The sequence below is a fragment of the Rhizobacter sp. P5_A1 genome, from assembly GCF_056400745.1.
On the sequence record NZ_JBFUKR010000017.1, the window covers coordinates 83,686 to 109,411 of the forward strand.

Consider the following 25,726-nt stretch of genomic DNA (forward strand, 5'->3'; position numbering starts at 1 on the left):
GAACCGAGCGCCCAGCGCCGACACGACGAGACAAACCCGATGAGCACCGTTCCCACCGTCGACACCGCCGACTTCGAATCCGTCGAGGCGCCCGACCTGGTCGGGCTGGTCGAGGCGCAGCTGACGCGCGCGATCGTCGAGGGCCGGCTGGCGCCCGGCGCGCGCGTCTTCGAGGCCGACATCGCACGCCGCATGGGCGTCAGCCGCGCGCCGGTGCGCGAGGCGGCGCGCCGGCTCGAACGCCAGGGCGTGCTGGTCGCGCGCCCGCGGCACGGCTTCGCGGTGCGCACGATCACGGTCCGCGAGATCGACGACCTGTTCGAGGTGCGCACCAGCCTCGAGATGACCTCGATCGAGCTCGCCTGCCGGCGCGCCGACGATGCCGGCCTGGCGCGCCTGCAGGAACTGGTGCAGCAGATGGTGCGCGAGGCGACCACGCATCCGCAGCACCACCGCATCGCGACCGATCTCGCGTTCCACACGCTGATCTGCGAGCTCTCGGGCAACGCGCATCTGCACCGCATCTTCTCGAACATCCAGACCGAGATGCGCATGATCATCGCGCTGTTCGACGCCTTCTCGCGCGACCCGGTCGCGATGGCGCTGACGCACCAGCCGATCGTCGACGCGCTCGTGAGCCGCGACCCCGCGGCGGCGCGCGCCGCGATGCACGTGCACCTCGACGACGCGTGGAAGCACGTGCGCGCGCTGTTCGTCGAGCAGCATGGCACAGCAAAGACGCCGCCTGCTTCCAAACGCCCCCGGCTGGCCAAGGAGCCTGTGCGATGAAGGTCGTCTACAGCGACGCGCACCGGAACCACGATCCGCAGCGCTTCATGGTGCGCGGCAAGCTCAAGCGCAGCAACGAGCAGCCGGAGCGCGCGCTGCGCCTGCTCGCGGCTGCCCAGGAAGACGGTCACGAGGTCGTCGCCGCGCCCGACTACGGCGCCGGCCCGCGCGCGGCCATCCACACGCCCGAGTACCTGCGCTTTCTGGAGACCGCGCACGCGCGCTGGCAGCTGCTGGACGACCCGTCCGACGAGGTGATGCCCAACATCCACCCGTTCCCGGGCCAGCCTTGCAGCTACCCCGAGAGCGTCGTCGGCCAGGCCGGCTTCCACATGGGCGACAACGCGTGCTCGATCGGCGCGCACACCTGGGCGGCGGCCACCGCGTCGGCGCACCTGGCCACGCATGCCGCGCAGCTGGTGCTCGATGGCGAGCGCGCGGCCTACGCGCTGTGCCGGCCGCCGGGCCACCACGCATATGCCGATCGCGCGAACGGCTTCTGCTACCTGAACAATGTCGCGATCGCGGCGCAGCATCTGCGTGGCGTGTATGCGCGCGTCGCGATCCTCGACATCGATGTGCACCATGGCAATGGCACGCAGGGCATCTTCTATCGCCGCGCCGACGTGCTGACGATCTCGCTGCACGGTGACCCGCGCCACTTCACGCCCTTCTTCACCGGCCACGCGCACGAGCGCGGCGAGGGCGAGGGCCTGGGCTACAACATCAACCAACCGCTCGCACTCGGCACCGACTTCGACGGCTACCTGCCGGCGCTGCGCGATGCCTGCGCGAGCATCCGCGCCTACGCGCCCGGCGCGCTCGTGGTCGCGCTCGGGCTGGACGCGCACGAGCGCGATCCGTACCGGGGCATGAAGATCACCACGCCCGGCTTCGCGCTGCTGATGGCCGAGATCGCGCGTCTGGGCCTGCCGACCGTGCTGGTGCAGGAGGGCGGCTACCTGTCCGACGACCTGGGCCCGAATCTCGCGAGCGCACTGCGCGGGTTCGCCGGCGCCGCATGACGGCCGCGACCGCGAGCGCCGCGTTCGATGCCCAGGTGCTGAGCGACGGCTCGCCGGCGCTCGACATCGAGTGGGTCCGCGCGCTGGCGCAAGAGCGCTACGGCCTGCGCGGCGAGATCGTCGCGCTGACCGGCGAGCGCGATCGCAACTACCGGCTGCAATCGGCCGCCGACGGCGCGCGCTACATGCTGAAGCTCTCGCACCCGGCCGAGTCGGCGCTGGTGGCGGACTTCCAGACCCGCGCGCTGCTGCACCTCGCCGCGGTCGACCCCGGCCTGCCGGTGCAGCGCATCGTGCCGGCCTTGAACGACGCGCCGTCGTTCGTGGCCGAGCCCGGCGACGGTCTGCCGCGCGTCGTGCGCCTGTTCAGCTACCTGCCCGGCCTGCCGATGCCGGACGCGCCGCGCGGCACGCTGCAGCGCGAGAACCTCGCCCGCACGCTGGCGCGGCTCGACCTCGCGCTGTGCGACTTCACGCACCCCGCCGCCGCGCTCGATCTGCCGTGGGACATCCAGCGTGCCGACGCGGTGCGCGAGCTGCTCGTGCACATCGGCGACCCGGCGCGCCGCGGCCTGGCCGAACGCGCGCTCGACCGCTTCGACCGCATCGCCAAGCCGGTGCTGCCCGGCCTGCGCCGCCAGCCGATCCACAACGACCTGAACATCTACAACGTGCTGGTCGACCCGGCCGACACCGACCGCATCGCCGCGATCCTCGATTTCGGCGACATGGTGCATGCGCCGCTGATCGACGAGCTCGCGGTTGCTGCCGCGTACCAGCTCGGCGCCGATGGCGATCCGCTCGCCGACATCGTGCCCTTCGTCGCGGCCTACCACGCGGTGCTGCCGCTGCAGCGCGCCGAGATCGACGTGCTGTTCACGCTGATGACGGCGCGCCTGGTGATGGTGGTCGCGATCAGCGGCTGGCGCGCGGCGCGCCAGCCCGACAACGCGGCCTACGTGCTGCGCAACAATCCGCTGTCGTGGGCGCGCCTGGCGGCCTGCGAACAGCTCGGCGTCGAGGCGGCGACCCGCGCGCTGCGGCGCGCCTGCGGGCTGGACTGAGGTGACCGACATGCTGCCCATTTCCACGGACACGCAGGCGCTGCTGGCACGCCGCGCGAAGCTGCTCGGCCCGGCCTACCGCCTGTTCTACGAGACGCCGCTGCACCCGGTGCGCGGCGAGGGGGTCTGGCTCTTCGACGCCGACGGCAGGCGCTATCTCGATGCCTACAACAACGTCGCGTCGGTCGGCCATTGCCACCCGCAGGTCGTCGCCGCGATCGCGCGCCAGGCCGGCGTGCTCAACACGCACACGCGCTACCTGCACGAGGGCGTGCTCGACTACGCCGAGCGCCTGCTCGCGACGCTGGCGCCCGCGCTCGGGCATGCGATGTTCACCTGCACCGGCAGCGAGGCCAACGACCTGGCGCTGCGCATCGCCCGGGCGCACACGAAGGCCGAGGGCCTGATCGTCACGCGCTTCGCGTACCACGGCGTGACCGCGTCGATCGCGCAGGCCTCGCCGTCGCTCGGCAAGTTCGTGCAGCTCGGCGCGACGGTGCGCACGGTGCCGGCGCCCGACAGCTACCGCAGCGCGCCCGAGGGCCTCGGCGCCGCGTTCGCACGCGGCGTGCGCGAGGCCATCGCCGATCTGAAGGCGCAAGGCATCCGGCCGGCCGCGCTGATGGTCGACACGGTGTTCTCGAGCGACGGCATCTTCACCGACCCGCCGGGCTTTCTCGCCGAGGCGGTGGCCGCCATCCGCGAGGCCGGCGGCGTGTTCATCGCCGACGAGGTGCAGGCCGGGCTGGGCCGCACCGGTGACGCGCTGTGGGGCTTCCAGCGCCACGGCGTCGAGCCCGACATCGTGGCGATGGGCAAACCGCTCGGCGCCGGCCACCCGCTCGCGGGACTGGCCGCGCGCCCCGAGGTGCTGGCCGCGTTCGGCCGCGAGTGCCGCTACTTCAACACCTTCGGCGGCAACCCGGTCGCGATGGCCGCGGGCATCGCGGTGCTGGACGTGATCGAACGCGAAGACCTGGTGGCCAACGCGCAGCGTGTCGGGCGCCACCTGCGCGCCCGGCTCGTCGAGCTCGCGACGCGCCACCCGCTGGTCGGCGACGTGCGCGGCGCGGGCCTGTTCATCGGCGTCGAGCTCGTCAGCGACCGCGCGACGCAGGCGCCGGCCAGCGCCGAGACCGCGCGCGTGGTCAACGCGCTGCGCGAGCGCGGCGTGCTGCTCGGCGCCACCGGCGAGCATGCCAACACGCTGAAGATCCGGCCGCCGCTGGTGTTCTCGCGAGCCAACGCCGACCTGCTGGTCGACACGCTGGACGAGGTGCTGACGGCGGCGTGAGCGCGTCGCGCTTCATTTCAGCTCGATCTCGACGAACACGAACTCGTGCTCGTTCGCGTTGATGACGTTGTGCTCCACGCCGGTCAATCGCGTGTACGACAGGCCGGCAGTCAGCGGGCTGCGGATCTCGCCCGTGGGCGTTTCGAGCAGCAGGGTGCCGGTCGTCATCGGCACGACAACATAGTCCATGCCGTGGCGGTGCCAGCCGGTCTCGGCGCCGGGCGCGAAGCGCCACTCGGTCACCTTGACGCGTTCGTTGTCGATCTGCACCGTCGGTGCTGCCTGGGGACGAGTCACGATGGAACTTCCTTCGGGATAAGGCGCGTGTCGATCGCATATTCCGGACCAACCGCGCCGCCAGTCGCGCTCGGACCGATTCGTTTGACCGTTGTCCGACGTCTATGCAATGCGACCTCACTCTCCCAACCGAAGCCCAACGCCATGACACCCACCATCAACGCCGATGCCAAACTCACCACGCTGATCAATGTCTTCAGTGTCGCTGCGGAAGACCGCGACCGGCTTGTCGCGCTATTGAAGGAAGGCACTGATGCCTGGATTTCCAAGGTCCCTGGCTTCGTCTCGTCTTCGTTGCATGTCTCGCGCGACGGCCGCCGCGTTGTGATTTACGGCCAATGGCGCACCGCCGATGGGATTGCGGCGATGCGGCTGCGTCCCGAGATGCCGGCATACTTCGAACGCATCAAGGTGATCGCGCAGATGGAAGCGATGACGTGCGATGTCACGTCCACCGTTGTTGCGTGAGCCGCTCTTGTCGCCGCTTTGCCGCCTTGCCGCCTCGCGGCGGTTCATTTGAGCCTCAGCCGAATGACTCAGTTGCCCCCACCTGATTCGCAGCCGTTGTCGGCGATCGATGTTGACCGGCTGCGCCCCAGGTTGCACCGCTATTGCACCCGGATGGTGGGCTCGGCACTCGATGGCGAGGACATCGTGCAGGAGGCCTTGTTGCGCGCGCTGGAATCCGGCTCGCCGGACAGGCCGATCGAGAACCCCGAGGGCTGGCTGTTCCGGATCGCTCATAACCTGGCGCTCGACTTTCTGAGACGTCGAGCACGCCGTGCCGATACGCACAGTGAGGACGATGTGGACTTGATCGTTCATCCCGTCGACGAACAGGCGCGGCGCGAGGCGGCAGCCGCAACGTTGCCGACCTTCATGCGAATGCCTGCATCGCAGCGAAGCGTGGTCATTCTCTTCGACGTGTTGGAGTATTCCGCCGAGGAGGTCGGCGATATTCTCGGCACCACGGTGCCGGCGGTGAAGTCGATCCTGCAGCGCGGACGCAGCCGCTTGCGCGCGTTGGCCAGGCAAACGGCGGGGGCGGGCAAGCACGCTGCGTTGTCGACCGCCGAACAACGACTGCTGCGAAGGTATGTCGACTTGTTCAACGCACGCGACTTCGACGCGCTTCGCACGATGCTGGCTGCCGACGTGCGGCTGGACCTGGTAAATCGCCTGCAGCTGCAGGGGGCCGCCGTTGGCGAGTACTTCGGGCGGTACGGGCAGACGCAGGGTTGGCGGGCGTGGCCAGGCCTGGTCGAAGGCCGACCGGCCGTGCTCATTCAACAACACGAGCGTTCCGATGAGCGGCCGGACTACTTCGTCGTGCTCGGGTGGTCCGGTGAACGCGTGTCGACGATTCGCGATTTTCTCTTTGCACGCTACGTGGTGGCAGACGCTCAGCACGCTTCGCTGTAGCCACGCCGCCTTCGGCCCAGGACTATCCGAACACTCGCTCGCTGAGCTTGCGAGCAAGCGTGTCAGGGTTCTGCGTCTTCATCGGCAGGCCCTCGAAGGCGCCGTCGATCAGCAGATGGCTGAGGCCGTGCGCGAGGCTCCAGCCGGCCAGGGCCAAGCTGGCGCCATGCTTCTTGTCGTGGGCGTTGGCGGCGGCCAGCACGAAGCCGAAAGCGCGTTGGGCCGCGTCCTTCAGCGCTGGGTGTTCGGCCTTGCTGGCCAGCAGCGGGCCGAACATCAGCCGAAACCGCTCAGGGTGCGCACGCGCGCACTCGACGTAGGCCTGCGCCACGCGCAGCAGCCGTTCGCGCGTGTCAGGTACGGCGACCGCTTCCGCCATCGCGTCGCCCAGGATCACGAAGCCGCGCTCGGCAACGGCGGCGAGCAGCTCGTTCAGGCTCGCGTAGTGGTGGTAGGGCGCGCCGTGCGAAACCCCGGCCGCCCTGGCCACATCGCGCAGAGTGAGTCCGTGCGCGCCGCGCTCGGCCAGCACGGCGTCGGCCGCTTCGAGCAGGCTGGCGCGCAGGTTGCCGTGGTGGTAGGGGCGGGCCTTCGTCTTGTCACCCCGCGCGGGGGGTCGGGCGGGCTTCGAGGTCTTTGCCGATGCTGTCATGGTGAGATCTTGACACGAGAAGGATGCGGCTCAAGAATGCAGAATCTTTCGCATGTAAAGATCGCTTCGACCCTCCCCGGTGCCATCCTATGAACGCTGCTCACATCCTCATTGCCGCCAGCGCTGCCGTCCTGGGCGCGCTGGGCTGTATTCACCTGCTCTACACCTATCGCGGCAACAAGCTCGATCCGCGGGACCCCGCCGTGCGCGAAGCGATGGAGCGGGCGAACCCGGTCATCACGCGCCAAACCACCGTCTGGCGCGCCACGAAGGGCTTCAATGCCAGCCACAGCCTGGGCATCATCGCGTTCGCACTGGTGTATGGGTACCTGGCGCTGTGGCGGTCCGATGTGCTGGGCGGCTCGCTGTTCCTGTTGGCGCTGGGCATGGCCGTGCTGCTGGCCTACCTCGCGCTGGCCCGACGCTACTTCTTCAGCGTGCCGTTTCGCGGCGTGGCTCTGGCCTGTGCCCTTTACGCGAGCGGGTGGGCGCTGTCGTGAGCCGCTGCTCACTCTAGATCGCGTGGGGCTGCTGGAGACCGCCGGTGCGCCGTCCTGAGCGCACGTCGCAAGGGCCGCTGAGCGCCTTTGCACGGCTGCCGCCATGAAGGCGGCAGCGTGTTACCGATCGCCCGCGGGCGCGCACTGGTGCGCTGACCCACGAATCCAGGAAACCCCCAGGCGGTCGGCGCAATAAAGTATCTGTAGTCGGGTCACCGGTACCGAATCCGGCAACTCGATACGCCTATCTTCTGCCTGCCGGTGCGCTGCACGTGCCGCACGTTTTTCGAACGACAGGAGACAAACCAATGAAACTCAAGACCGCCTTCGCCTGTGGGCTCAGCGTGCTCGCTGCCGCGTCCGCCCACGCGACGGACCTCGTGATCGCGACCGTCAACAACGGCCACATGATCGAGATGCAGAAGCACACGAAGGACTTCGAGACCGCCAACCCCGGCATCACGCTGAAGTGGGTCACGCTCGAGGAAGGCGTGCTGCGCCAGCGCGTCACGACCGACATCGCGACCAAGGGCGGCCAGTTCGACGTGATGACGATCGGCCTGTACGAGGCGCCGATCTGGAGCAAGAAGGGCTGGCTGACCGAGATCAAGACCGACGCCGCCTACGATGTCGACGACCTGCTGCCGGCGATCCGCAGCGGCCTGTCGCAGGGCGGCAAGCTCTACGCGGCCCCGTTCTACGGCGAGAGCTCGATGACGATGTACCGCGCCGACCTCGTCAAGGCGAAAGGCCTGACGATGCCGGCGAACCCGACCTGGGCGCAGATGTCCGACATCGTTGCCAAGATCCATGACCCCGCGAACGGCGTGTACGGCCTGTGCCTGCGCGGCAAGCCGGGCTGGGGCGACAACATGGCGTTCCTGACGACGCTGGTCAACACCAACGGCGGCCAGTGGTTCGACATGTCCTGGAAGCCGCAGATCGACTCCAAGCCCTGGCACGACGCGATCGCGATGTATGTCGACCTGATGAAGAAATACGGCCCGCCCGGCGCGTCGGCGAACAGCTTCAACGAGAACCTCGCGCTGTTTAACGAGGGCAAGTGCGGCGTGTGGATCGACGCGACGATCGCCGCCTCGTTCATCAGCGATCCGAAGCAGTCGAAGGTCGCCGACAAGGTCGCGTTCACGCAGGCGCCGGTCGCCGTCACGCCGAAGGGCGCGAACTGGCTGTGGTCGTGGAATCTCGCGATCCCGGCGTCGTCGAAGAACCCCGACGCGGCGCAGAAGTTCATCACCTGGGCGACCTCGAAGGACTACATCAACCTGATCGCGAAGGCCGACGGCTGGCACGCGGTGCCCACCGGCACGCGCAAGTCGACCTACGCGAACCCGGAGTTCCAGAAGGTCGCGAAGTTCGCCGCCGAGGAGAAGAAGGCGATCGACAGCGCGAACCCGAACGACAGCACCTTGCCGAAGTCGCCGTATGTCGGCGTGCAGTACGCGGCGATCCCCGAGTTCCAGGCGATCGGCATCGCGGTCGGCCAGCAGATGAGCGCGGCGCTGTCGGGCAAGGTCACGGTCGATGCGGCGCTGAAGACCTCGCAGACCGCGGCCGAGCGCGAGATGACCAAGGGCGGCTACTACAAGAAGTAGATGACAGCCCCTCGGTCGATGGGTACATCGACCGATCCCCCTGGGGGATGCGGGCCGGCTTGGGGCGGCCCGGCGCTCGGCCCGCCCTCGCTCGCACCCCTGGGAAGTCACGGAGGCCCACACCATGTCCAGATTCCTGCCCCGCGCATTGATGGCGCCGGCGGTCGTCACGCTGTTCGCGTGGATGATCGTTCCGCTGGTGATGACGATCTACTTCGCGTTCATCCACTACAACCTGAACCAGCCCGGCGAGCACGGCTTCGTCGGCCTGGAGAACTTCCAGTACTTCATCACCGACCCCGACTTCTGGCCCTCGGTGCTGCAGACGCTCGAACTGCTCGGCTGGGTCATCGTGATCACGGTCGTGATGGGTGTCGGCCTGGCGCTGCTGGTCAACGAGCCGTTCCCGGGCCAGGGCATCGTGCGCGTGCTGCTGATCTCGCCGTTCTTCGTGATGCCCACGGTCAATGCGCTGCTGTGGAAGCACATGATGATGAACCCCATCTACGGGGTGCTCGGCAAGGTGTGGCTCTTCTTCGGTGCGACGCCGATCGACTGGATGACCGACTTCCCGCTGCTGTCGGTGATCATCATCCTGAGCTGGCAGTGGCTGCCGTTCGCGTGCCTGATCTTCATCACCTCGCTGCAGTCGCTCGACCGCGAGCAGATGGAAGCGGCGCGCATGGATGGCGCCAACCAGCTGCACCAGTTCTGGTACCTGACGCTGCCGCACCTGGGCCGCTCGATCGCGGTCGTCGTGATGATCGAGATGATCTTCCTGATGAGCGTGTTCGCCGAGATCTTCACGACCACCAGCGGCGGCCCCGGCAACGAGAGCACCAACCTCGCGTTCCTGATCTACAAGCAGGCGCTGATGAGCTTCGATGTCGGCGTGGCCTCGGCCGGCGCGCTGTTCGCGGTCGTCCTCGCCAACATCGCGGCGGTGTTCCTGATCCGCATGGTCGGCAAGAACCTGGACTGATGCCATGAACAACGAATCGACTGCCCTGGCCAACGCCAGTGCCCGCACGCCCGAGGCCGGGCACGCCCGGGCCAAGAAGCCCGCCTTCCCGCTCGTGCGCACGATCGCCGCGTGGGGCATCGCGCTGCTGCTGTTCTTCCCGCTGTTCTGGCTCGGCATCACCGCCTTCAAGACCGAGGGCCAGGCGATCGCGGCGAACCTGTTCTTCACGCCGACGCTGTCGAGCTTCGTCGAGGTGCAGGCGCGCAGCGACTACCTGCACTACGCGCGCAACTCGCTGATCACCAGCGTCGTCTCGACCGTGCTCGGTCTGCTGATCGCCGCACCCGCCGCGTACTCGATGGCGTTCTTCCGCACGAAGCGAACGCGCGACATCCTGATGTGGATGCTGTCGACGAAGATGATGCCGGCGGTCGGCGCGCTGGTGCCGGTCTACGTGATGGCGCAGACCACCGGCATGCTCGATTCGCTGCCGGCGCTGATCATCGTGTTCACGTTGTCGAACCTGCCGATCATGGTCTGGATGCTGTACAGCGCCTTCAAGGAGGTGCCGAACGACATCCTCGAGGCCGTGCGGCTCGACGGCGCGACCGTGTGGGACGAATTCCGCCACGCGATCCTGCCGCTGACGATGGGCGGCATCGCGTCGACCGGCCTGCTGTGCCTGGTGCTGGCGTGGAACGAGGCGTTCTGGTCGCTGAACCTGACGTCGGCGAACGCCGGCACGCTGGCCGCGCTGATCGCGCAGTACTCCAGCCCCGAAGGCCTGTTCTGGGCCAAGTTGTCGGCCGCCTCGCTGCTCGCGATCGCGCCGATCATCGTCTTCGGCTGGTTCTCACAAAAGCAACTCGTCCAGGGCCTGACCTTCGGCGCGGTGAAATAAGGAACTCGATCATGGCTTTCCTCGAACTCAAGAACATCGTCAAGGAATTCGGGCCGGTGCGCACCATCAAGGGCATCGACCTGCAGATCAACCGCGGCGAGTTCATCGTCTTCGTCGGCCCGTCGGGCTGCGGCAAGTCGACGCTGCTGCGGCTGATCGCCGGGCTGGAGTCGACGACCTCGGGCTCGCTGCACCTCGACGGCCGCGACATCACCGAGGTGCCGTCGTCGAAGCGCGATCTCGCGATGGTGTTCCAGTCCTACGCGCTGTACCCGCACATGACGGTGTTCGACAACATGTCGTTCGCGCTCAAGCTGGCGAAGGTCGATGTCAACGTGCGCAAGGAGAAGGTCGAGCGGGCCGCGAAGATTCTGAACCTGACGGCCTACCTGCAGCGCACGCCGAAGGAGCTGTCGGGCGGCCAGCGCCAGCGGGTCGCGATCGGCCGCGCGATCGTGCGCGCGCCGAAGGTGTTCCTGTTCGACGAGCCGCTGTCGAACCTCGATGCGGCGCTGCGCGGGCAGACACGCGTCGAGATCGCGAACCTGCACCGCGACCTCGGCGCGACGACGATCTACGTGACGCACGACCAGATCGAGGCGATGACGCTGGCCGATCGCGTCGTCGTGCTGCGCGACGGACTGATCGAGCAGGTCGGCGCGCCGCTCGAGCTCTACGACCGGCCGGCGAACCAGTTCGTCGCGCAGTTCATCGGCACGCCGCAGATGAATGTGCTCGCGGCCGCGGCGCTGCCGGAGCTGACGCGCATCGCCGGCGCGCGCCTGCCGTCCGACGGCTCGGTCGGCGTGCGGCCCGAATTCGTCCGCGTCGCCGCGGCGGGTCAGGGCATCGCCGGCAAGGTCGAGCTGGTCGAGTCGCTCGGCTCGGACACCCTGATCCACACGCGCGTCGGCGCGAACGTGCCGCTCGTCTCGCGCCAGAGCGATCGCACGACGCTGAAGCTCGGTGACGCGGTCGGCATCGAGATCGATCCGAACGCGCTGCTGTTCTTCGACCAGCAGGGGCGCGCGATCCGCGAGATGAAGCAAGCCGCCTGAAATCATGCCCAAGCCGTTCATCATTCTTCATCTGGGGCTCGGCTCGTTCCACCGCGCGCACCAGGCTGTCTACCTGCACCGGCTGATCGAGCAGGGCGAGACCGGCTGGGTGCTGGCCGGCGGCAACCTGCGTGCCGACATGGCCGACACGATCGCCGCGCTGCAAGCGCAGGGCGGGGCGTACACGCTCGAGACCGTGTCGCCGGCCGGCGAGCGCCACTACGAGCGCATCACGTCGATCCGGCGCATCATTCCGTACGAGCCGTCGCTGGCCGGGCTGATCGAGGTCGGCGCCGACCCTGACACGCGCATCATCTCGTTCACCGTCACCGAGGCCGGCTACTACCTCGACAGCGAGAATCGGCTCGAGACGAGCTACGCCGAGCTCGCGTCCGATCTCGCCGGCACGACGCGCAGCACGATCTACGGCGCGCTCGCGGCGATCCTGAACGAGCGCAGACACCGCGGCAGCGGGCCGGTCACGCTGCTGAACTGCGACAACCTGCGCAGCAACGGCGAGCGCTTCGGGCACGGCTTCAGAGACTTCCTGGCGCGCCGGGGCGACGCCGCGCTGCTCGCATGGCTGGCGACCAGCACCAGCACGCCGAACGACATGGTCGATCGCATCACGCCGCGGCCGCTGCCCGAGGTGGCCGTGCGCGTGAAGGCGGCAACCGGCTTCGATGACGGCGCGCCGGTGATGGGCGAGAAGTTCATCCAGTGGGTCATCGAAGACCACTTCATCAACGGCCGCCCGGCGTGGGAGAAGGTCGGCGCGCAAATGGTCGACTCGGTGCTGCCGTTCGAGGAAGCGAAGATCCGCATCCTCAACGCGAGCCACAGCTGCTTCGCGTGGGCCGGCACGCTGATCGGGCTGAACCACATCCACGAAGGCGTCGCGCATCCGTTGATCCGCAAGATGGCCTACGACTACGTGACCGACGACGTGATCCCGTCGCTGCAGGCCGAGACCAGCCCATACCCGCTCGACCTCGCTGCATACCGCGATGTCGTGATCGATCGCTTCAGCAATCCGCACCTGCTCGACACGAACCAGCGCGTCGCCGCCGACGGCTTCGCGAAGATCCCCGGCTTCCTGTGGCCGACATTTCGCGAATGCCTGGCGCGCGGCGCATCGATCGCATCGACCGCCAAGCTGCCGGCGTTGTTCTTCGAGTTCCTCGGCCGCTGGCACCGCGGCGAGCTGCCGTTCGCCTACCAGGATCAGGGCATGGACGCGGCAAGCGCGCATGCGATCTTCGCGAGCGCCGACCCGCTCGGCGCGTTCGCGCGCGTGTCCGTTCTCTGGGGACCGCTGGCCGGTGACGCACGCCTCGTCGCGGCCTTGAGAGCGGCGCATCTCGAGGTCCTGCAATTCGTCCGAGAGCACACCGATGTCTGAACGACTCAAGTCGCAGCAATTCGACGCAGCGTTCGCGAAGGCCGAAGGGCTGCGGCCGGGCGGCTGAAACCGACAAGCCGGACAATACCCGTCATGAGTTTGAAGCGCGCAAGGACCCCGGAGCTGGAGCACGACTTCGTTCGCGATCCGACGCTCGGCTACGAGCCCGCGGGCAGCTACGGGTACGTGCGCTGTCTCGAGCACGGCTTCCCGAACCCGCTGGTGCGCTGGCACTACCACGAGGAGTACGAACTGCACCTGATCCTGCAGACGCGCGGGAAGGTCTTCGTCGGCGACTACATCGGCCACTTCGAGCCCGGCCACCTGGTGCTGACCGGCCCGCGTCTGCCGCACAACTGGATCTCGACCGATGTCGGTCCCGAGGGTGTCGCGCAGCGCGATGTCGTGCTGCAGTTCGCCGGCGAGCCGCTGAAGCGCGCGTCGGAGCTGATCACCGACCTGCGCGACGTGCTGCCGCTGCTCGAGCGCGCGCGGCTGGGCATCGAGTTCTTCGGCCTGGCCGAGCGCGCGAACGAGCACATGCAGCGCATCAAGAGCCTGCACGGCGTGAAGCGCTTCAGCGAGTTCCTCGGGTTCCTCGGCGAGCTCGCCGACTGCACCGACTACCGGCTGCTCTCGAGCATGCCGCTGCAGAGTTTCGACGACGACAACTCGCTCGCGCAGATCAGCACGATCGTCGACTACATCAACGAGCACGCGACCGAGTCGTTCTCGATGGGCGAACTGAGCCAGCGCGTCGGCATGAGCGAGAGCCAGTTCTCGCGCTACTTCCGGCGCGCGACCGGCAACACCTTCACCGACTTCGTGAACCGGCTGCGCATCGCGCGTGCCTGCCAGCTGCTGATGGAGACCGACCGCTACATCAGCAACGTCTGCTACGACTGCGGCTTCAACAACGTCGCGAACTTCAACCGCCGCTTCCTCGAGATCAAGGGCATGACGCCAAAGGAATTCCGGCGCCAGGGCGAGGCGCGCTTCGGCGTGCGCGCGACCGAGGCGCATCGCACATCGCCCTCCGCGAAGCCGGTCCATGGATGAGCCGAATCGCCGCGTCGCGGTGCTCGGCGAGGCGCTGATCGACCGCTTCCCGGATCGCGACGTGATCGGCGGCGCGCCGTTCAATGTCGCGCGCAACCTCGCGCTGCTCGGCGCCTCGCCGCTGATGATCACGCGCATCGGCACCGATGCGCTGGGCGACACGATCGCCGCCGACTTCGCGCGCTACGGCATGGACACGCATGGCCTGCAGCGCGACCTGCGGCACGCCACCGGCACCGTGACGGTCCACATGCAAGGCGCGCAGCACCGCTTCGAGATCGGCGCCGATTCGGCCTGGGATCACCTCGACCTCGCGGCCGCCGTCGAAGCTGTCCAGCGGAGCGCGCCGGCGCTCACGTACTTCGGCACGCTCGCGCAGCGCGGCGCGGTGTCGCGCGGCGCGATCCGGGCCGCACTCGATGCCGGCGATGCGCTGCCGTTTCTCGACCTGAACCTGCGCGACGGCCCCGACAACCGCGCGCTGGCCGAGGCGTCGCTGGCGCGCGCGCGGCTCGTCAAGGTCAACGACGACGAGCTCGAGCAGCTGATCGCGTGGTTCGTCGCGCCCGGCCAGCCCGCGTTGGGCTGGGACGAGCCGGCACTGCGCACCGCGGTCGAGGCGCTGGTCGCGCGCTTCGCGCTGCAGCGGCTGACGATCACGCGCGGCGCCCGCGGCTGGGCCTGCTTCGACGCGGCCGGCGCTGGCTGGCTCGAAGGTCGCGCTCCGGCGGTCGAGGTGCGTGACACCGTCGGTGCCGGCGATGCGTTCGCCTCGGTGCTGGTGCTCGGCGAGCTGCGCCGGTGGCCGCTGCCGATGACCTTGCAGCGCGCCGGCGAGTACGCATCGGCGGTCTGCGGCATTGCCGGCGCGGTCGACCCGGCCAGCGGCATCTACGCCGCGGCGCGCGCCGCGTGGCTGTTGGAGTCTGACAACGCGATGTGACCTTTTCCCTCTTACGGTGGATATCGCAGTGCAGCAAACTTGCCGATGATGCAGGCGTTGGCGGGCGAGGGATGCCGGCCGGAGCGGATCAAATGCACTTCGACGAACGAAAAATCGGTGATTACCGCGTCTATACCGGCGCGCTCGAGGGGCCGCACGGCGACGGCTACATTGCCGCGCTGGTCGTGCACGACGCGCAGCAGCGCGAGATCATGCGCGACGAGGGCCTGGCCTGCGGCCATCGCTGGCCCACGGCCGCCGCGGCGCTCGCGTATGCGATGAGCCGGGCCCACGAGCTGGTCCGCAAGCAGTCGCCGATGCTCATCTGCTGAGGCGATCGGGAAGGCACCGCGCGGGAGCGCGGCGCGAATGACTTCAGTTCAGGCGGCGAGCGCGGCCGTCGCGGCCGCGAGGCACTTGTTGCACTTGCCCAGACCCGGCAGGCGCGCATCGGGCTTGCCGTCGCCGGTCTTGAAGTTGGCCTGGCAACGGCGGCAGACGTACATCTTCGAGCTCGACATCATCGGCTTGACGCCGGGCTCGCCGGCCGGGCGCGCGGCGACGTACTCGGCCTGGGTCTGGCGCAGCTTCTGCGTGGTGTCGGAAGCGGCGGGCGGGGAAGGGCGACGGGTGGCCATTGGCGGTCCTGAAAGAAGAAGTGCGGACGACCGTGGCGCCATGAGGGCAATCACGGGCAACCCCTCGATTGTCCCAGTATTCGTGATTCCGCGTGCAATCCAATACCGGAATCGTTCAGGGGATTGTGTTTCGGCGCCGCGCGCCGCCTGCGTTCACGGTGCGCTCAGGCCGGGGCCGCGGTCCAGATCGAGCCGGCCCGGCGGCACGATCACGAGTCCCGGCGACGCGGTCTTCAGCGCATCGCCGAACTTCGCCGCGTCGCCCGCGACGGCCACACGCCGGCCCGCGGCGCCCAGGTTCGTCGCCGCATAGCGCTGCACCTCGGCCGGGTTGACCGCCGACAGCGCCTGAATCCGCGTGCGCAGTTCGTCCAACGGCAGCCCGGCGACGATCAGCGCCTTCAGCGCCCCGGCCAGCCCAGCGGTGGTCTCGACGCTGCGGCTGAAGTCGCCGATCAGAGTGGCCTTGCGGGCGGCGAGCTCGTCGTCGGCGACCGGGGCGGCGGCGAGCCGGTCGAACTCGGCCTGCACCAGGGTCACGACCTCGGCGGCCGATTCGTTCTTGGTCTGAACGACCGCACGCAGCGAGCCGCCGAGCGGGCGCGCATCGATCCCGCTCGCGGCCGAATAGCTCAGGCCGCGCCGGATGCGGATCTCCTGGCTCAGCCGCGACGAGAAACCGCCGCCCAGCACCGCGTTCATCACCTCGGCGGTCGCGCGATCGGCGCCCAGCGGGGGCAATGGCGCCGCGACGACCACCGCGGCCTGGCCGGACTGCGGCATGTCGATCGCCGCCGCGATCTGCGCCAGCGGCGCATTCGCCTGCAGCGCATCCGCCGCCGGCGCCGCACCGGCCGGCGCCCGCCACATGCCGAAGCGGCGGCGCGCGAGCCGCAGCGCGCCGGCCGCGTCGAGGTCGCCGGCGAGCACCAGCACCGCGTGATCGGGTCGAAAGCGCGCCGCGTGCAGCGCGACCAGATCGGCGCGGGTGATGCGCGTCAGCGATGCCGGCGTGCCGCTGGACGGATGGCCGTAGGCGCCGACGCCGAACAGCAGCCGCTGCGACGCGAGCGAGGCCAGCGTGCCGGGCCGGCTGTACGCGACCTTCAGATCGTCGAGCGCCTGCGTGCGCAGCCGGTCAAGCTCCGTCTGCGCGAACGCGGGCTCGCGCACGACCTCGCTGACGAGCGCGAGCGCGGCGTCGAGCTTCGGGACCGTGACGGTGATCGCGACCTCGGATTGATGCCAGCCGGCACCGCTGTCGAGCGCGCCGCCGAGCGATTCGGCGGCCTGCGCGAGCTGGGTCGCGCTGTGCCGGCGCGTGCCCTTGGTCAGCAGCCCGGCGGTCATCGAGGCCAGGCCGGCGCGGCCGGCCGGATCGACCTCGCTGCCCGAGAGCACGAGCAGCTGCGCGGTCACCAGCTGCACGCCGCGGCGTTCGGCGAGCACGACGCGCAGCCCGTTCGGCAGGCGCTGCTCGATCGGCGCAGCAATGCTCAGCGGGCGCGGCGCGCCGGGCTTCGGCGGCGTGTCGAAGGTCTGCGCGCGGGCGCCGGTCGAGAGGGTGGCGAGCAGCGCGAGTGTCAAGAGGGTTCGCGGCAGGAGCGCGCTCATTTCGCCGCGCCTTCCTGAACGTATTGCAGCGCCAGCTTGTGCGCGCCGACCACGTAGCGCTGCAGCACGCGCTGCACATCCGCGGCGCTGACGGCCTGCAGCGCATCCAGATCGGTGTTGACGTGCCCGGCGCCGCCCTGCAGCACGGCCGCTTCGGCGACCGCCGACGCCAGGCCCTCGGGCGTCTGGCGCGTCAGCAGCGCGCCGGTGACGATCTGCGTCTTGACCTTCGCGAGCTCGGCCGCAGCGACCGGCTGCTGCGCCAGCCGCAGCACTTCGGCCAGCAGCGCCTGCTGCACCGCGGCGAGTGGCTTGCCACCGGCGGCGATCGCGCTCGCGGTCAGCAAGCCGGGCCCGACGCGCAAGTCGGCATCGAAGCTGGCCTGGCTGGCGATGCGTTGCCGGTAGACGAGCGACTGGTTCAGCCGCGACGATTCGCCGCCGCTCAGCAACGCCGCCGCGACCTGCAGCGCCGGCGCATCGGCGCTTGTCACCGGCGGCGCAAGCCAGACCAGTGCGATGGCCGGCAGCGGCACGTTCGGGCCGGTCACGGTCGCGCTGCGGTCGGCGGGCCACGCCGGTTCGCCGGCGTCGACGCGAGGCAGCGGCGCTGCCGGCCGCGGCACGCGGGCGAAGTACTGGTCGACCCACGCGTCGAGCTGCTTCGGCTCGAAGTCGCCGGCGACGACCAGCGTCGCGTTGTCGGGCCGGTAGTGGGCCGCGTGGAACGCGACGACGTCGGCCAGCGTCGCGGCCTCGAGGTCGTCGATGCTGCCGATGCTCGGGCGCTTGTACGGGTGCGCCTGGTAGGCGGCGGTCGGGATCGCGTTGGCGAAGCGGCCGTACGGCGATGCGAGGACGCGCTCGCGGTACTCTTCCTCGACGACCGCGCGCTCCGAGACGAAGTTCGCCTGCACGACGTTCAGGTTCGACATGCGCTCGGCCTCGGCCCACAGCAGCACCTCGAGGTGGTTCGACGGCACCAGGTCGGTGTAGCCGGTCACGTCGTTGGTCGTGAACGCGTTGTTCGAACCGCCGACGTCTTCGGTCAGGCGGTCGAACTGCTCGCTCTTGAGGTGAGCGGTGCCCTTGAACATCAGGTGCTCGAACAGGTGCGCGAAGCCGGAGCGGCCCGCGGGATCGTCCTTCGAGCCGACGTGGTACCAGACCTGCACGCTGACCGTCGGGCTTGCGCTGCTCGGCACCGCGATCACCTGCAGACCGTTCGGCAGCGTGCGTTCGCTGAACGCGACCGGCGCGATCTTCAGCGGCGCCTCGGCAGCGCACGCGAACGATGCCGCCGCGACGCCGAGCATCGCGGCGGCGAGCCGCGGCAGCTTCGAGCCCATGCCGCGCGCTTCAGGCGGACTTCGCGAGCAGCGTGAAGTGTTCGACCACCGGCGGCACCGCGAAGAACGGCCCGACGATCGCGCGCCACTGCGGGAACAGCGGCCCCTGGCGGAAATCGACCGTGTGGTTCTCGAGCGTCTCCCAATAGATCATCAGGATGTAGCGCTCGGGCGATTCGACGCCCTTGTTGACCTTGAAGCCGCGAAAGCCGGCCGCCTTCGAGATGACGGAGTCGAGCCCCCGCTGGATCGCGGCGTCGAACTCCGCCTGCTTGCCCGGCGGGATGCGGATGTCGGCGATTTCGAGAATCATGCGCGTGGCCTTCGGCGGCAGTCGTGGGGCCGTCAGTCTACAAGCGCCCGCCGAACGGTGAGTTCTTTACACGCCGAGATAGCGCGCGAGCGCGTCGTGGTCTGCGGCGAGCTCGGCCGAGGCGCCGGCCTTCACGATCAGGCCCTTTTCCAGCACCACCGCGCGGTCGGTGTGCGCGAGCACCGCACGGTAGTTGCGGTCGACGATCAAGGTGCTGATGCCGGTCGCGCGGATCGCGCCGATCACGCGCCAGATTTCCGCGACGATCAGCGGCGCAAGGCCTTCGGTCGCTTCGTCGAGGATCAGCAGCTGCGGGTTCGTCATCAGCGCGCGGCCGATGCTCAGCATCTGCTGCTCGCCGCCGGAAAGCTGCTGGCCGCCGTGATCGAGCCGCTCGGTCAGGCGCGGGAAGGTCGCGAGGACGCGGTCGCAGGTCCAGTCGGTGCGGCCGTCGACGCCGGCGCGCGCGGTCATCACGAGGTTCTCGCGCACCGACAGGTTCGGGAAGATCCCGCGGCCCTCCGGCACGTAGCCGATGCCGAGCCGCGCCATGCGCTCGGGCGCGGCGTTGGTCATGGCGCGGCCCTGCCATTGCACCTGGCCCTTGGCGACACGCACATAGCCCATCAGCGCGCGGATCAGCGTCGTCTTGCCCATGCCGTTGCGGCCGAGCAGGCCGAGCGCGGTGCCGGCCGGCAGCTCGAGGTCCACGCCGCGCAGGGTGTGGCTGTCGCCGTAGTAGGTGTGCAGGTCGGTGATCTTCAGCATGGCGCCGCGCCGTTCAATGGGACTCGCCGAGGTACGCGACCTGCACGTCGGGATTGGTGCGGATGCGCTGCGGCGCATCGCTCGCGATCACCGCGCCGTTGACCATCACCGTGATGCGATCGGCGATGCGGAACACCGCGTCCATGTCGTGCTCGACCAGCAGCACCGCGTGGCTGCGCTTCAGCGCGCCGAGCAGCGCGAGCATGCGCTCGGTCTCTTCGGCGCCCATGCCGGCGAGCGGCTCGTCGAGCAGCAGCACGCGCGGTCGTGTCGCCAGGCACATCGCGATCTCGAGCTGGCGCTGGCCGCCGTGGCTGAGCAGGCCGGCCGGGCGCTTCGCTTCGCCGGCGAGGCCTGCGGCCTCGAGCGCTTCGTGCGCGGCCTGCATGCTGTGGGCGCAGTGCTGCGCCGCCTGCCAGACGGCCCAGGCACGCGGTTGCGTGGCCTGCGCGCTGAGCCGGCAGTTCTCCAGCACGCTGAAGCTCGGGAAGATCGTCGTGCGCTGGTAGCTGCGGCCGATGCCGGCGCGGGCGCGCTTCGGTTGCGGCCAGGCGCCGATGTCGTGGCCGTCGAGTTCGATCGTGCCGCTGCTCGCCGCGATCTCGCCCGACAGCATGTTGATCAAGGTCGACTTGCCGGCGCCGTTCGTGCCGATCACCGCATGGACTTCGCCGACGCGCAGATCGAGCGAGACCTCGCTCACCGCGGTCAGCCCGCCGAAGCGGCGCACCAGCGCCACCGCACGCAGCAGTGCGCCGCCTTCTGGCTCGCGCGGCGCGGCCGATACGTCAGCCATGGGAGGCTCCGGTCCATCGTCGGCGCAGCCCGATCAAGCCCTTCGGCAGCAGCGCGACGAACGCGATGATCGTGAAGCCCAGCGTCATCTGCCAGTGGCTCGCGAGCGGGCCGAGCAGCGCTTCGAGCTGGAACAGCTCCTTCAGCAAGGTGAACGCCACCGCGCCGATCACCGCGCCGCGCAGGCTGCCGATGCCGCCGAGGATCAGCATCAGCAGCACCGCGCCCGACTCGTGCCAGCTCAGCAGCTCCGGATTCACGGCGCCATCCTTCGCGACAAGCAGAAAGCCCGCGAGTCCGGCGAGCGCGCCGGCGATCACGAACGCGGCCAGCTTGTACCAGTAGGTCGGGTAGCCGGCCGCACGCATGCGCTGCTCGTTGACGCGGATCCCCGCGAGCGCATGGCCGAAGCGCGAGCGCATCAGCAGCGCAAGCAGCGCGTAGGTGCCGATCAGCGCGAGCATCACCGCGTAATAGATCGTGCGCTTGTCGTCGAGGTTCAGCGCGCCGAGCACCGGCTTGACATACAGGAACAGCCCGTCGCTGCCGCCGGCGAGTTTGGTGTCGTGGAAGACGAAGTAGGCCATCTGCGCGAACGCGAGCGTGACCATGATGAAGTAGACGCCCTTGGTGCGCAGGCTCAGCGCGCCGACGAAGAGCGCGTACGTCGCCGCCGCAAGCACCGCGAGCGGCAGGATTCCCGCGACCGAGCCGCCGCCGTCGCCCGACGCGAGCACCGTCACGTACGCGCCGATGCCGAGAAAGGCGGCGTGGCCGAGGCTAACCAGGCCGGTCACGCCGACCAGCAACTCGAGACTGAGCGCGAACACCGCGTAGATCGCGATCCTGACGACCAGGTCCTGCAGGTACGGCGAGAGGATGGCCGGCAGCGCCAGCAACGCGGCTGCGGCGACGACCGGAACGAGCCAGGGACGGCGCATCAGTTGCTCCACCGTGTGTTCCGAGAGTCGACCTTCCAGCCTTGGCGTGGCAAAGGCGAGAGCGGCCAGGCCGGCGAGGGCTGAAGCCGCGCCCCTCGCTGCGCGAGGGGTGCCCTGCGCTGCTCGCTCCGCAGGGCAAGTCCGCAAACTCGGCCCTGAGTACAGGACCTCAAACATGCGGACTTGGGCCGCAAGCGGCCCGACCCTGCTGCGCTGCGCTGCTCGGCGCTGGCTTCTTCATGCCCTCGCCGGCCCGGCCGCTCTCGCCTTTGCAGGCACGGTGGTGGCGTCCGGCCGGCACGCCGCCACGGGTGGGTTTCGCGGCAGGCGGTGCCCGGGGCGGGCGATTTCTGTGGCGACGAGCAGCGCAGGGCCGGGGTCGGCGCGCGCGCAGCGCGTGCCTCAATGTCTGACTCGCCGCGGCTGTCTGAGTGCGGTGAGCGCAGCGAACGGAGCGAGTTCTGCGGCGCGACCCCGGACCGAGCAGCGCAGTGCAGTCGGTGCGCAGCACCGACCGCCCCAGCATGAGCCCGCGCCGGGTACCGCCTGCCGCGACGCGCCAAGCGTGACCGTCCCCATCGGAGACCGAACGCCGTCATCTCTAGTACGCCCGCTTCATCAGGCCTTCCGGCCGCCACACCAGAACGACCGCCATCAACAAATACACGCCGACGCCGCTGTATTCGGCGAAGAACACCTTGCCGAAGGTGTCGACGAAGCCGACCAGCAGCGAGGCGATCAGCGCGCCGGTGATCGAGCCGATGCCGCCGATCACGACGACGACGAAGCAGATGATCAGCACGCTGCCGCCCATGCCCGGGTAGACCGACGACAGCGGCGCCGCGATCATCCCGGCCAGCGCCGCGAGCGCGACGCCGCCGGCGAACACGATGCGGTACAGGCGCTTGATGTCGAGGCCCAGGCCGCGGGCCATGTCGCGATTGCTCGCGCCGGCGCGGATCATCATCCCGAGGCGCGTGCGGTTGACGACGAAGTACAGGCCGAGCGCGACGACGATGCACGCGACGGAAGCGAACACCCGGTACCACGGGTACGACATCAGCCCGCCGAGCTGGAACCCGCCCGCCAGCCACGACGGTGCCTGCACGCCGTGCACATCGTTGCCGACGAGCAGGCTGCGCGCCTCCTCGAAGACGAGGATCAGCGCGTAGGTCATCAGCACTTGCTGCAGGTGCTCGCGCTGGTACAGAAAGCTGAAGAACGCCCACTCGAGCAGGTAGCCGAACGCGGCCGCGAGCAGCACGCCGACGGCGAGCCTGGCGATGAACCAGTCGCCGAACCAGGGCGCGAGCACGAACGCGATGTACGCGCCGATCATGTAGAAGCTGCCGTGCGCGAGGTTGATCACGCCCATGATCCCGAAGATCAGGGTCAGGCCGCTGGCCACGAGGAACAGCAGCAGGCCGTACTGGACGGCGTTCAGGCACTGGACGAGGAAGGTCGCGAGGTCCATCGGCAGCAACTCAGGCAGCAACCGCCTTGAACGGATCGAACACCGGCACGCCGGTCGGCGCGAAATGGCGCACGTTGCGGGTGGCCACCGTCAGCCGGTGCACCGCCGCGGTGGCGGCGACCAGCAGGTCGGCGCCTTCGTGGCCGAGATCGGCCGAGAGTCGGCCCCAATGGCGCGCGATCTCGGGCGTGACCGGCAGGATCCGGTCGCCGTAGAAGCGCAGCAGCTCTTCGAGCCAGCGCGTCAGCGCGAGTGCGAAGTCGGTGTCGCGCACCTTGCGGATGCCGCGCTCGATCTCGCCGATGGTGACGACGCTGAGGAACACGTCGGCTTCGCGCAGGCCGCGCATCCACTCGATCACTCGGGGGTTGGGGCGGGCCTTGCGCAACTCCGACACCACGACGGTGTCGAGCAGGATCACTCGAACACCACGTCGCGCAGCCGGATCGGCGGGCGCTCTTCGGGCGCCTGGCGCGTTGCCTTGGCGGGGCGCGGTATCGCCAGCAGGTGCTCGATGAAGCCGGGGGCCTGCGCGCGCTCGCCTTGGCGCAGCCGCTCGTATTCGCCGGCGTCGAGCACCACGACCGCACGCTTGCCGCGGCGTGTCACGAGCTGCGCCTCGCCGGCCAATGCGGCGTCGACGACGGCGCTGAACTGCGCCTTGGCATCCTGGAGCCGCCACGGGGTCTTGTTCATGAAGGATCGAACTGGTCAGATGAACTGGTCAGATTCTAGCCGAGGGAGATGGCGAGGTCACGGGGCAAATGCCAAGCGGCGCGCGCATAGCGCGCCAAGCCAAAGAAAAGGGCGGCAACGCCGCCCGCTGGATTGTGCCGAAGGCTACAGCTTGCAGCCCCGCGCCGGATCGGCCAGCGCCTTCACCGCGATCGAACGGTACTCGTTGTTGTTGCCCTTGGCTTCGCGCAGGTAGATGTCCTGCACCGGGTTGCCGGCCGGCGAGATCGTGAACTTGCCGCGCGGGCTGTCGACGGTGACCTTGTGCATCGCGGCCGTGAGCGCATCGCGCTTGGCCAGATCGCCCTTCACGGCGGCGAGGCCGGCGCCGAGGATTTGCGCGGCATCGTAGCCCTGTACCGCGTACACGTCGGCGTTCGCCTTGTAGGTCAGCGCGAAGTGCTTGCGGAACGCGTTGTTGCGCGGCGTGTCGAGGTTGTCGGCATAGTGCAGCGTCGTCAGCATGCCCTGCGCGGCGGGGCCTTGCGCCTCGAGCGTGCCGTCGGTCAGGAAGCCGGGGCCGTAGAGCGGGATCGTCTTCGAGAGGCCGGCGGCCGCGTAGTCCTTGACGAACTTCACCGCACCGCCGCCGGCGAAGAACGCGTAGACCGCGTCGGGCTTCTGCGCCGCGATCTCGGTCAACAGCGCCTGGAACTCGACGCCGGGGAAGGGCAGGTTCAGCTCCTTGACGACCGAGCCGCCGCCCTTCTCGAACGCCTCCTTGAAGCCCTTCACCGACTCGCTGCCGGCCGCGTAGTTCCAGGTGATCGTGATCGCCTTCTTCGCACCCTTCTCGGCCGCCACCTTGCCCATCGCGAAGGCCGGCTGCCAGTTCGAGAACGAGCTGCGCACGATGTTCGGCGCGCACATCGGGCCGGTGATCGCGTCGGCGCCGGCGTTCGGGATGATCAGCAGCGTGTTGTTGTCGCGCGCCGCCTTCGCCATCGCCAGCGCGACGCCGGAATGCACGGTGCCGACCAGCACGTCGACGTTGTCGCGCTTGATCAGCTTGTTGACGTTGTCGGTGCCCTTCGACGGCTCGGACTCGTCGTCGACCTTGAAGTACTGGATCTCGCGCCCGCCGAGCTTGCCGCCCTGCTCCTGCACGTAGAGCTTGAAGCCGTTCTCGATCATGTTGCCCAGGCTCGCGTAGGTGCCGGTGTAGGGCAGCATGAAGCCGACCTTGATCGGGCCGGTGGCCGGCGCTGTTGCCTGCGCATGCGCGGCGATTCCGCACAGCGCGAGACTCGCGGCGGCGACGGAGGTCTTGATGAAGCTGAACGGCATGCGAGGCTCCCTGATCATGATGATGTCGATGTTGAATGTTCGGCGATGAATCGGCCCGCTTGCGCTGCCAGCAGCGCGGGCTGGTCCCGGTGCGGCGAGTGTCCGCATTTGGGGATCACAAGCAACCGGGTTTTCGGCAGTCGTGCCTGGATGCCACGAATCTGCGCGAGTGTGCCGTACTCGTCGTCCTCGCCCTGAACCGCGAGGATCGGGCCGGCGATCGTCGCGAGCTCGGCCTCGATGTTCCAGGCGCGGAACGCCGGGTCCAGCCAGATGTCGTTCCAGCCGCGGAACGCCGAATCCGGGTCGGCGTGGTAGCGGCCCAGGCGTTCGCGCAGGTCGGTGCCATCAAAGGCTTCGCGCGCCTTCTCGATGCTCGCGATCGACACGTCTTCGACGAACAGGTGCGGCGCCACGACGACCACGCCGGCCACGTCGAAGCGCGCCGCGTGCAGCAGCGCGATCGAGCCGCCGTCGCTGTGGCCGAACAGCCAGGGGCGCTCGATCTGCAGCTGCGCGAACAGCAGCGGCAGCACCTCGTGCGCCTGTGCGTGCATGAACGCGGGCGTCCAGCGCTCGCCGGGCGGCTTCGGCGTCGACTGCCCGTAGCCGTAGCGCGAGAACACCAGCCCGCGCAGGCCGTGCTCGCTGCACAGGCGGGCGGGGAAATCCTTCCACATCGCGACCGAGCCCAGGCCCTCGTGCAGGAAGACGACCGGCGGGCGCACCGATTCCGCATCGCCGACCCACTGGTATTCGAGCCGCAGCGGCCGGCCGCGCCAGTCGAGCTGCGCGAACTGGATGGCGCCCGTGTTCATGAGGGCAC

The 25,726-nt window shown here is 69.1% G+C and carries 29 protein-coding genes; 15 read left to right on the top strand and 14 right to left on the bottom strand.

Annotated elements, in window-relative coordinates:
* Positions 1–39: 39 nt before the first annotated feature.
* From AC1DTW_RS18480 to AC1DTW_RS18495, 4 genes are read left to right on the top strand one after another with little or no spacing between them, the layout of a single operon-like run.
* Positions 40–789: a GntR family transcriptional regulator gene (locus AC1DTW_RS18480; protein WP_477982778.1), complete on the top strand. Its 750-nt coding sequence runs from the start codon at positions 40–42 to the stop codon at positions 787–789.
* Positions 786–1,814 (top strand): histone deacetylase family protein, encoded by a 1,029-nt coding sequence (locus tag AC1DTW_RS18485; protein WP_477982779.1) that lies wholly within the window; start codon positions 786–788, stop codon positions 1,812–1,814. Before AC1DTW_RS18480 ends, AC1DTW_RS18485 begins: the two co-directional genes overlap by 4 nt.
* On the top strand, positions 1,811–2,878 hold the full coding sequence (locus AC1DTW_RS18490) for a phosphotransferase (RefSeq protein WP_477982780.1): 1,068 nt from the start codon (positions 1,811–1,813) through the stop codon (positions 2,876–2,878). Before AC1DTW_RS18485 ends, AC1DTW_RS18490 begins: the two co-directional genes overlap by 4 nt.
* 10 nt (positions 2,879–2,888) lie before the next feature.
* The gene (locus AC1DTW_RS18495; protein WP_477982782.1) at positions 2,889–4,172 is read left to right on the top strand and encodes an aspartate aminotransferase family protein; all 1,284 of its coding nucleotides are present in this window, start codon (positions 2,889–2,891) and stop codon (positions 4,170–4,172) included.
* Between the two features lie 12 nt (positions 4,173–4,184).
* Here the strand turns inward: AC1DTW_RS18495 and AC1DTW_RS18500 are convergent, their stop codons facing one another.
* The gene (locus AC1DTW_RS18500) at positions 4,185–4,469 is read right to left on the bottom strand and encodes a cupin domain-containing protein (RefSeq protein WP_477982784.1); all 285 of its coding nucleotides are present in this window, start codon (positions 4,467–4,469) and stop codon (positions 4,185–4,187) included.
* 144 nt (positions 4,470–4,613) lie between these two features.
* On the opposite strand from AC1DTW_RS18500, the gene AC1DTW_RS18505 reads away from it, so the two are divergent.
* Together AC1DTW_RS18505 and AC1DTW_RS18510 are read left to right on the top strand one after the other, a co-directional pair.
* Positions 4,614–4,937: a putative quinol monooxygenase gene (locus tag AC1DTW_RS18505; RefSeq protein WP_477982785.1), complete on the top strand. Its 324-nt coding sequence runs from the start codon at positions 4,614–4,616 to the stop codon at positions 4,935–4,937.
* Positions 4,938–5,033: 96 nt separating this feature from the next.
* On the top strand, positions 5,034–5,891 hold the full coding sequence (locus AC1DTW_RS18510; RefSeq protein WP_477982786.1) for a sigma-70 family RNA polymerase sigma factor: 858 nt from the start codon (positions 5,034–5,036) through the stop codon (positions 5,889–5,891).
* Between the two features lie 22 nt (positions 5,892–5,913).
* Here AC1DTW_RS18510 and AC1DTW_RS18515 read toward each other — a convergent pair whose 3' ends face one another.
* Entirely contained in the window at positions 5,914–6,543 is a 630-nt protein-coding gene (locus AC1DTW_RS18515; protein ID WP_477982787.1) for a TetR/AcrR family transcriptional regulator, read from the bottom strand.
* Between the two features lie 89 nt (positions 6,544–6,632).
* On the opposite strand from AC1DTW_RS18515, the gene AC1DTW_RS18520 reads away from it, so the two are divergent.
* The 9 genes from AC1DTW_RS18520 (at position 6,633) to AC1DTW_RS18560 (ending at position 15,318) form a co-directional block, all read left to right on the top strand.
* A complete protein-coding gene (locus tag AC1DTW_RS18520) occupies positions 6,633–7,043 on the top strand; it encodes an LIC_13387 family protein (RefSeq protein WP_477982788.1) in 411 nt (136 codons plus the stop codon).
* A gap of 308 nt (positions 7,044–7,351) precedes the next feature.
* Positions 7,352–8,659 carry an ABC transporter substrate-binding protein gene (locus AC1DTW_RS18525; protein ID WP_477982789.1) on the top strand — a complete coding sequence of 436 codons (1,308 nt, stop codon included), beginning with the start codon at positions 7,352–7,354 and terminating at the stop codon, positions 8,657–8,659.
* 124 nt (positions 8,660–8,783) lie between these two features.
* Positions 8,784–9,641, top strand: a complete 858-nt coding sequence (locus tag AC1DTW_RS18530) for a carbohydrate ABC transporter permease (protein WP_477982790.1) — start codon at positions 8,784–8,786, stop codon at positions 9,639–9,641.
* A gap of 4 nt (positions 9,642–9,645) precedes the next feature.
* Positions 9,646–10,524, top strand: a complete 879-nt coding sequence (locus AC1DTW_RS18535) for a carbohydrate ABC transporter permease (protein ID WP_477982791.1) — start codon at positions 9,646–9,648, stop codon at positions 10,522–10,524.
* 11 nt (positions 10,525–10,535) lie between these two features.
* Positions 10,536–11,582: an ABC transporter ATP-binding protein gene (locus AC1DTW_RS18540; protein ID WP_477982792.1), complete on the top strand. Its 1,047-nt coding sequence runs from the start codon at positions 10,536–10,538 to the stop codon at positions 11,580–11,582.
* Between the two features lie 4 nt (positions 11,583–11,586).
* Positions 11,587–12,984, top strand: coding sequence for a D-arabinitol 4-dehydrogenase (gene dalD, locus AC1DTW_RS18545; RefSeq protein ID WP_477982793.1), 1,398 nt, complete (start codon positions 11,587–11,589; stop codon positions 12,982–12,984).
* Between the two features lie 93 nt (positions 12,985–13,077).
* A complete protein-coding gene (locus tag AC1DTW_RS18550; RefSeq protein ID WP_477982794.1) occupies positions 13,078–14,043 on the top strand; it encodes an AraC family transcriptional regulator in 966 nt (321 codons plus the stop codon).
* Positions 14,036–14,986, top strand: a complete 951-nt coding sequence (locus AC1DTW_RS18555; protein WP_477982795.1) for a PfkB family carbohydrate kinase — start codon at positions 14,036–14,038, stop codon at positions 14,984–14,986. The genes AC1DTW_RS18550 and AC1DTW_RS18555 overlap by 8 nt, the downstream gene beginning before the upstream one ends.
* Positions 14,987–15,078: 92 nt before the next feature.
* Positions 15,079–15,318 (top strand): hypothetical protein, encoded by a 240-nt coding sequence (locus AC1DTW_RS18560; RefSeq protein ID WP_477982796.1) that lies wholly within the window; start codon positions 15,079–15,081, stop codon positions 15,316–15,318.
* Positions 15,319–15,366: 48 nt separating this feature from the next.
* Here AC1DTW_RS18560 and AC1DTW_RS18565 read toward each other — a convergent pair whose 3' ends face one another.
* From AC1DTW_RS18565 to AC1DTW_RS18620, 12 genes are all read right to left on the bottom strand, one after another.
* Positions 15,367–15,624: a hypothetical protein gene (locus tag AC1DTW_RS18565; RefSeq protein WP_477982798.1), complete on the bottom strand. Its 258-nt coding sequence runs from the start codon at positions 15,622–15,624 to the stop codon at positions 15,367–15,369.
* Between the two features lie 153 nt (positions 15,625–15,777).
* On the bottom strand, positions 15,778–17,238 hold the full coding sequence (locus AC1DTW_RS18570; RefSeq protein ID WP_477982799.1) for a M16 family metallopeptidase: 1,461 nt from the start codon (positions 17,236–17,238) through the stop codon (positions 15,778–15,780).
* Complete coding sequence (locus AC1DTW_RS18575; protein ID WP_477982800.1) at positions 17,235–18,587, bottom strand: M16 family metallopeptidase; 1,353 nt, start codon at positions 18,585–18,587, stop codon at positions 17,235–17,237. The genes AC1DTW_RS18570 and AC1DTW_RS18575 overlap by 4 nt, the downstream gene beginning before the upstream one ends.
* A gap of 10 nt (positions 18,588–18,597) precedes the next feature.
* The gene (locus tag AC1DTW_RS18580; RefSeq protein WP_477982801.1) at positions 18,598–18,900 is read right to left on the bottom strand and encodes an antibiotic biosynthesis monooxygenase family protein; all 303 of its coding nucleotides are present in this window, start codon (positions 18,898–18,900) and stop codon (positions 18,598–18,600) included.
* 66 nt (positions 18,901–18,966) lie between these two features.
* Positions 18,967–19,668, bottom strand: a complete 702-nt coding sequence (locus AC1DTW_RS18585) for an ABC transporter ATP-binding protein (RefSeq protein ID WP_477982802.1) — start codon at positions 19,666–19,668, stop codon at positions 18,967–18,969.
* Positions 19,669–19,681: 13 nt separating this feature from the next.
* Positions 19,682–20,464, bottom strand: coding sequence for an ABC transporter ATP-binding protein (locus AC1DTW_RS18590; RefSeq protein WP_477982803.1), 783 nt, complete (start codon positions 20,462–20,464; stop codon positions 19,682–19,684).
* Positions 20,457–21,404 carry a branched-chain amino acid ABC transporter permease gene (locus AC1DTW_RS18595; RefSeq protein ID WP_477982804.1) on the bottom strand — a complete coding sequence of 316 codons (948 nt, stop codon included), beginning with the start codon at positions 21,402–21,404 and terminating at the stop codon, positions 20,457–20,459. Before AC1DTW_RS18595 ends, AC1DTW_RS18590 begins: the two co-directional genes overlap by 8 nt.
* A gap of 601 nt (positions 21,405–22,005) precedes the next feature.
* Positions 22,006–22,878 carry a branched-chain amino acid ABC transporter permease gene (locus AC1DTW_RS18600; RefSeq protein WP_477982805.1) on the bottom strand — a complete coding sequence of 291 codons (873 nt, stop codon included), beginning with the start codon at positions 22,876–22,878 and terminating at the stop codon, positions 22,006–22,008.
* A 10-nt stretch (positions 22,879–22,888) separates the two neighbouring features.
* Complete coding sequence (locus AC1DTW_RS18605) at positions 22,889–23,299, bottom strand: type II toxin-antitoxin system VapC family toxin (protein WP_477982806.1); 411 nt, start codon at positions 23,297–23,299, stop codon at positions 22,889–22,891.
* Positions 23,296–23,574, bottom strand: a complete 279-nt coding sequence (locus tag AC1DTW_RS18610) for a type II toxin-antitoxin system prevent-host-death family antitoxin (RefSeq protein ID WP_477982807.1) — start codon at positions 23,572–23,574, stop codon at positions 23,296–23,298. The genes AC1DTW_RS18605 and AC1DTW_RS18610 overlap by 4 nt, the downstream gene beginning before the upstream one ends.
* A gap of 144 nt (positions 23,575–23,718) precedes the next feature.
* Positions 23,719–24,900, bottom strand: a complete 1,182-nt coding sequence (locus AC1DTW_RS18615) for an ABC transporter substrate-binding protein (RefSeq protein WP_477982809.1) — start codon at positions 24,898–24,900, stop codon at positions 23,719–23,721.
* A 14-nt stretch (positions 24,901–24,914) separates the two neighbouring features.
* Positions 24,915–25,718: an alpha/beta fold hydrolase gene (locus AC1DTW_RS18620; protein WP_477982810.1), complete on the bottom strand. Its 804-nt coding sequence runs from the start codon at positions 25,716–25,718 to the stop codon at positions 24,915–24,917.
* Between the last annotated feature and the right edge of the window lie 8 nt (positions 25,719–25,726).

What these genes read in the sequence shown, in the direction of transcription:
- AC1DTW_RS18480 (WP_477982778.1), top strand. Translation starts at nt 40, where the DNA reads ATGAGCACCGTTCCCACCGTCGACACCGCCGACTTCGAATCCGTCGAG.
- AC1DTW_RS18485 (WP_477982779.1), top strand. Translation starts at nt 786, where the DNA reads ATGAAGGTCGTCTACAGCGACGCGCACCGGAACCACGATCCGCAGCGC.
- AC1DTW_RS18490 (WP_477982780.1), top strand. Translation starts at nt 1,811, where the DNA reads ATGACGGCCGCGACCGCGAGCGCCGCGTTCGATGCCCAGGTGCTGAGC.
- AC1DTW_RS18495 (WP_477982782.1), top strand. Translation starts at nt 2,889, where the DNA reads ATGCTGCCCATTTCCACGGACACGCAGGCGCTGCTGGCACGCCGCGCG.
- AC1DTW_RS18505 (WP_477982785.1), top strand. Translation starts at nt 4,614, where the DNA reads ATGACACCCACCATCAACGCCGATGCCAAACTCACCACGCTGATCAAT.
- AC1DTW_RS18515 (WP_477982787.1), bottom strand. Translation starts at nt 6,543, where the DNA reads ATGACAGCATCGGCAAAGACCTCGAAGCCCGCCCGACCCCCCGCGCGG.
- AC1DTW_RS18520 (WP_477982788.1), top strand. Translation starts at nt 6,633, where the DNA reads ATGAACGCTGCTCACATCCTCATTGCCGCCAGCGCTGCCGTCCTGGGC.
- AC1DTW_RS18525 (WP_477982789.1), top strand. Translation starts at nt 7,352, where the DNA reads ATGAAACTCAAGACCGCCTTCGCCTGTGGGCTCAGCGTGCTCGCTGCC.
- AC1DTW_RS18530 (WP_477982790.1), top strand. Translation starts at nt 8,784, where the DNA reads ATGTCCAGATTCCTGCCCCGCGCATTGATGGCGCCGGCGGTCGTCACG.
- AC1DTW_RS18535 (WP_477982791.1), top strand. Translation starts at nt 9,646, where the DNA reads ATGAACAACGAATCGACTGCCCTGGCCAACGCCAGTGCCCGCACGCCC.
- AC1DTW_RS18540 (WP_477982792.1), top strand. Translation starts at nt 10,536, where the DNA reads ATGGCTTTCCTCGAACTCAAGAACATCGTCAAGGAATTCGGGCCGGTG.
- dalD (WP_477982793.1), top strand. Translation starts at nt 11,587, where the DNA reads ATGCCCAAGCCGTTCATCATTCTTCATCTGGGGCTCGGCTCGTTCCAC.
- AC1DTW_RS18550 (WP_477982794.1), top strand. Translation starts at nt 13,078, where the DNA reads ATGAGTTTGAAGCGCGCAAGGACCCCGGAGCTGGAGCACGACTTCGTT.
- AC1DTW_RS18555 (WP_477982795.1), top strand. Translation starts at nt 14,036, where the DNA reads ATGGATGAGCCGAATCGCCGCGTCGCGGTGCTCGGCGAGGCGCTGATC.
- AC1DTW_RS18560 (WP_477982796.1), top strand. Translation starts at nt 15,079, where the DNA reads ATGCACTTCGACGAACGAAAAATCGGTGATTACCGCGTCTATACCGGC.
- AC1DTW_RS18565 (WP_477982798.1), bottom strand. Translation starts at nt 15,624, where the DNA reads ATGGCCACCCGTCGCCCTTCCCCGCCCGCCGCTTCCGACACCACGCAG.
- AC1DTW_RS18570 (WP_477982799.1), bottom strand. Translation starts at nt 17,238, where the DNA reads ATGAGCGCGCTCCTGCCGCGAACCCTCTTGACACTCGCGCTGCTCGCC.
- AC1DTW_RS18575 (WP_477982800.1), bottom strand. Translation starts at nt 18,587, where the DNA reads ATGGGCTCGAAGCTGCCGCGGCTCGCCGCCGCGATGCTCGGCGTCGCG.
- AC1DTW_RS18580 (WP_477982801.1), bottom strand. Translation starts at nt 18,900, where the DNA reads ATGATTCTCGAAATCGCCGACATCCGCATCCCGCCGGGCAAGCAGGCG.
- AC1DTW_RS18585 (WP_477982802.1), bottom strand. Translation starts at nt 19,668, where the DNA reads ATGCTGAAGATCACCGACCTGCACACCTACTACGGCGACAGCCACACC.
- AC1DTW_RS18590 (WP_477982803.1), bottom strand. Translation starts at nt 20,464, where the DNA reads ATGGCTGACGTATCGGCCGCGCCGCGCGAGCCAGAAGGCGGCGCACTG.
- AC1DTW_RS18595 (WP_477982804.1), bottom strand. Translation starts at nt 21,404, where the DNA reads ATGCGCCGTCCCTGGCTCGTTCCGGTCGTCGCCGCAGCCGCGTTGCTG.
- AC1DTW_RS18600 (WP_477982805.1), bottom strand. Translation starts at nt 22,878, where the DNA reads ATGGACCTCGCGACCTTCCTCGTCCAGTGCCTGAACGCCGTCCAGTAC.
- AC1DTW_RS18610 (WP_477982807.1), bottom strand. Translation starts at nt 23,574, where the DNA reads ATGAACAAGACCCCGTGGCGGCTCCAGGATGCCAAGGCGCAGTTCAGC.
- AC1DTW_RS18615 (WP_477982809.1), bottom strand. Translation starts at nt 24,900, where the DNA reads ATGCCGTTCAGCTTCATCAAGACCTCCGTCGCCGCCGCGAGTCTCGCG.
- AC1DTW_RS18620 (WP_477982810.1), bottom strand. Translation starts at nt 25,718, where the DNA reads ATGAACACGGGCGCCATCCAGTTCGCGCAGCTCGACTGGCGCGGCCGG.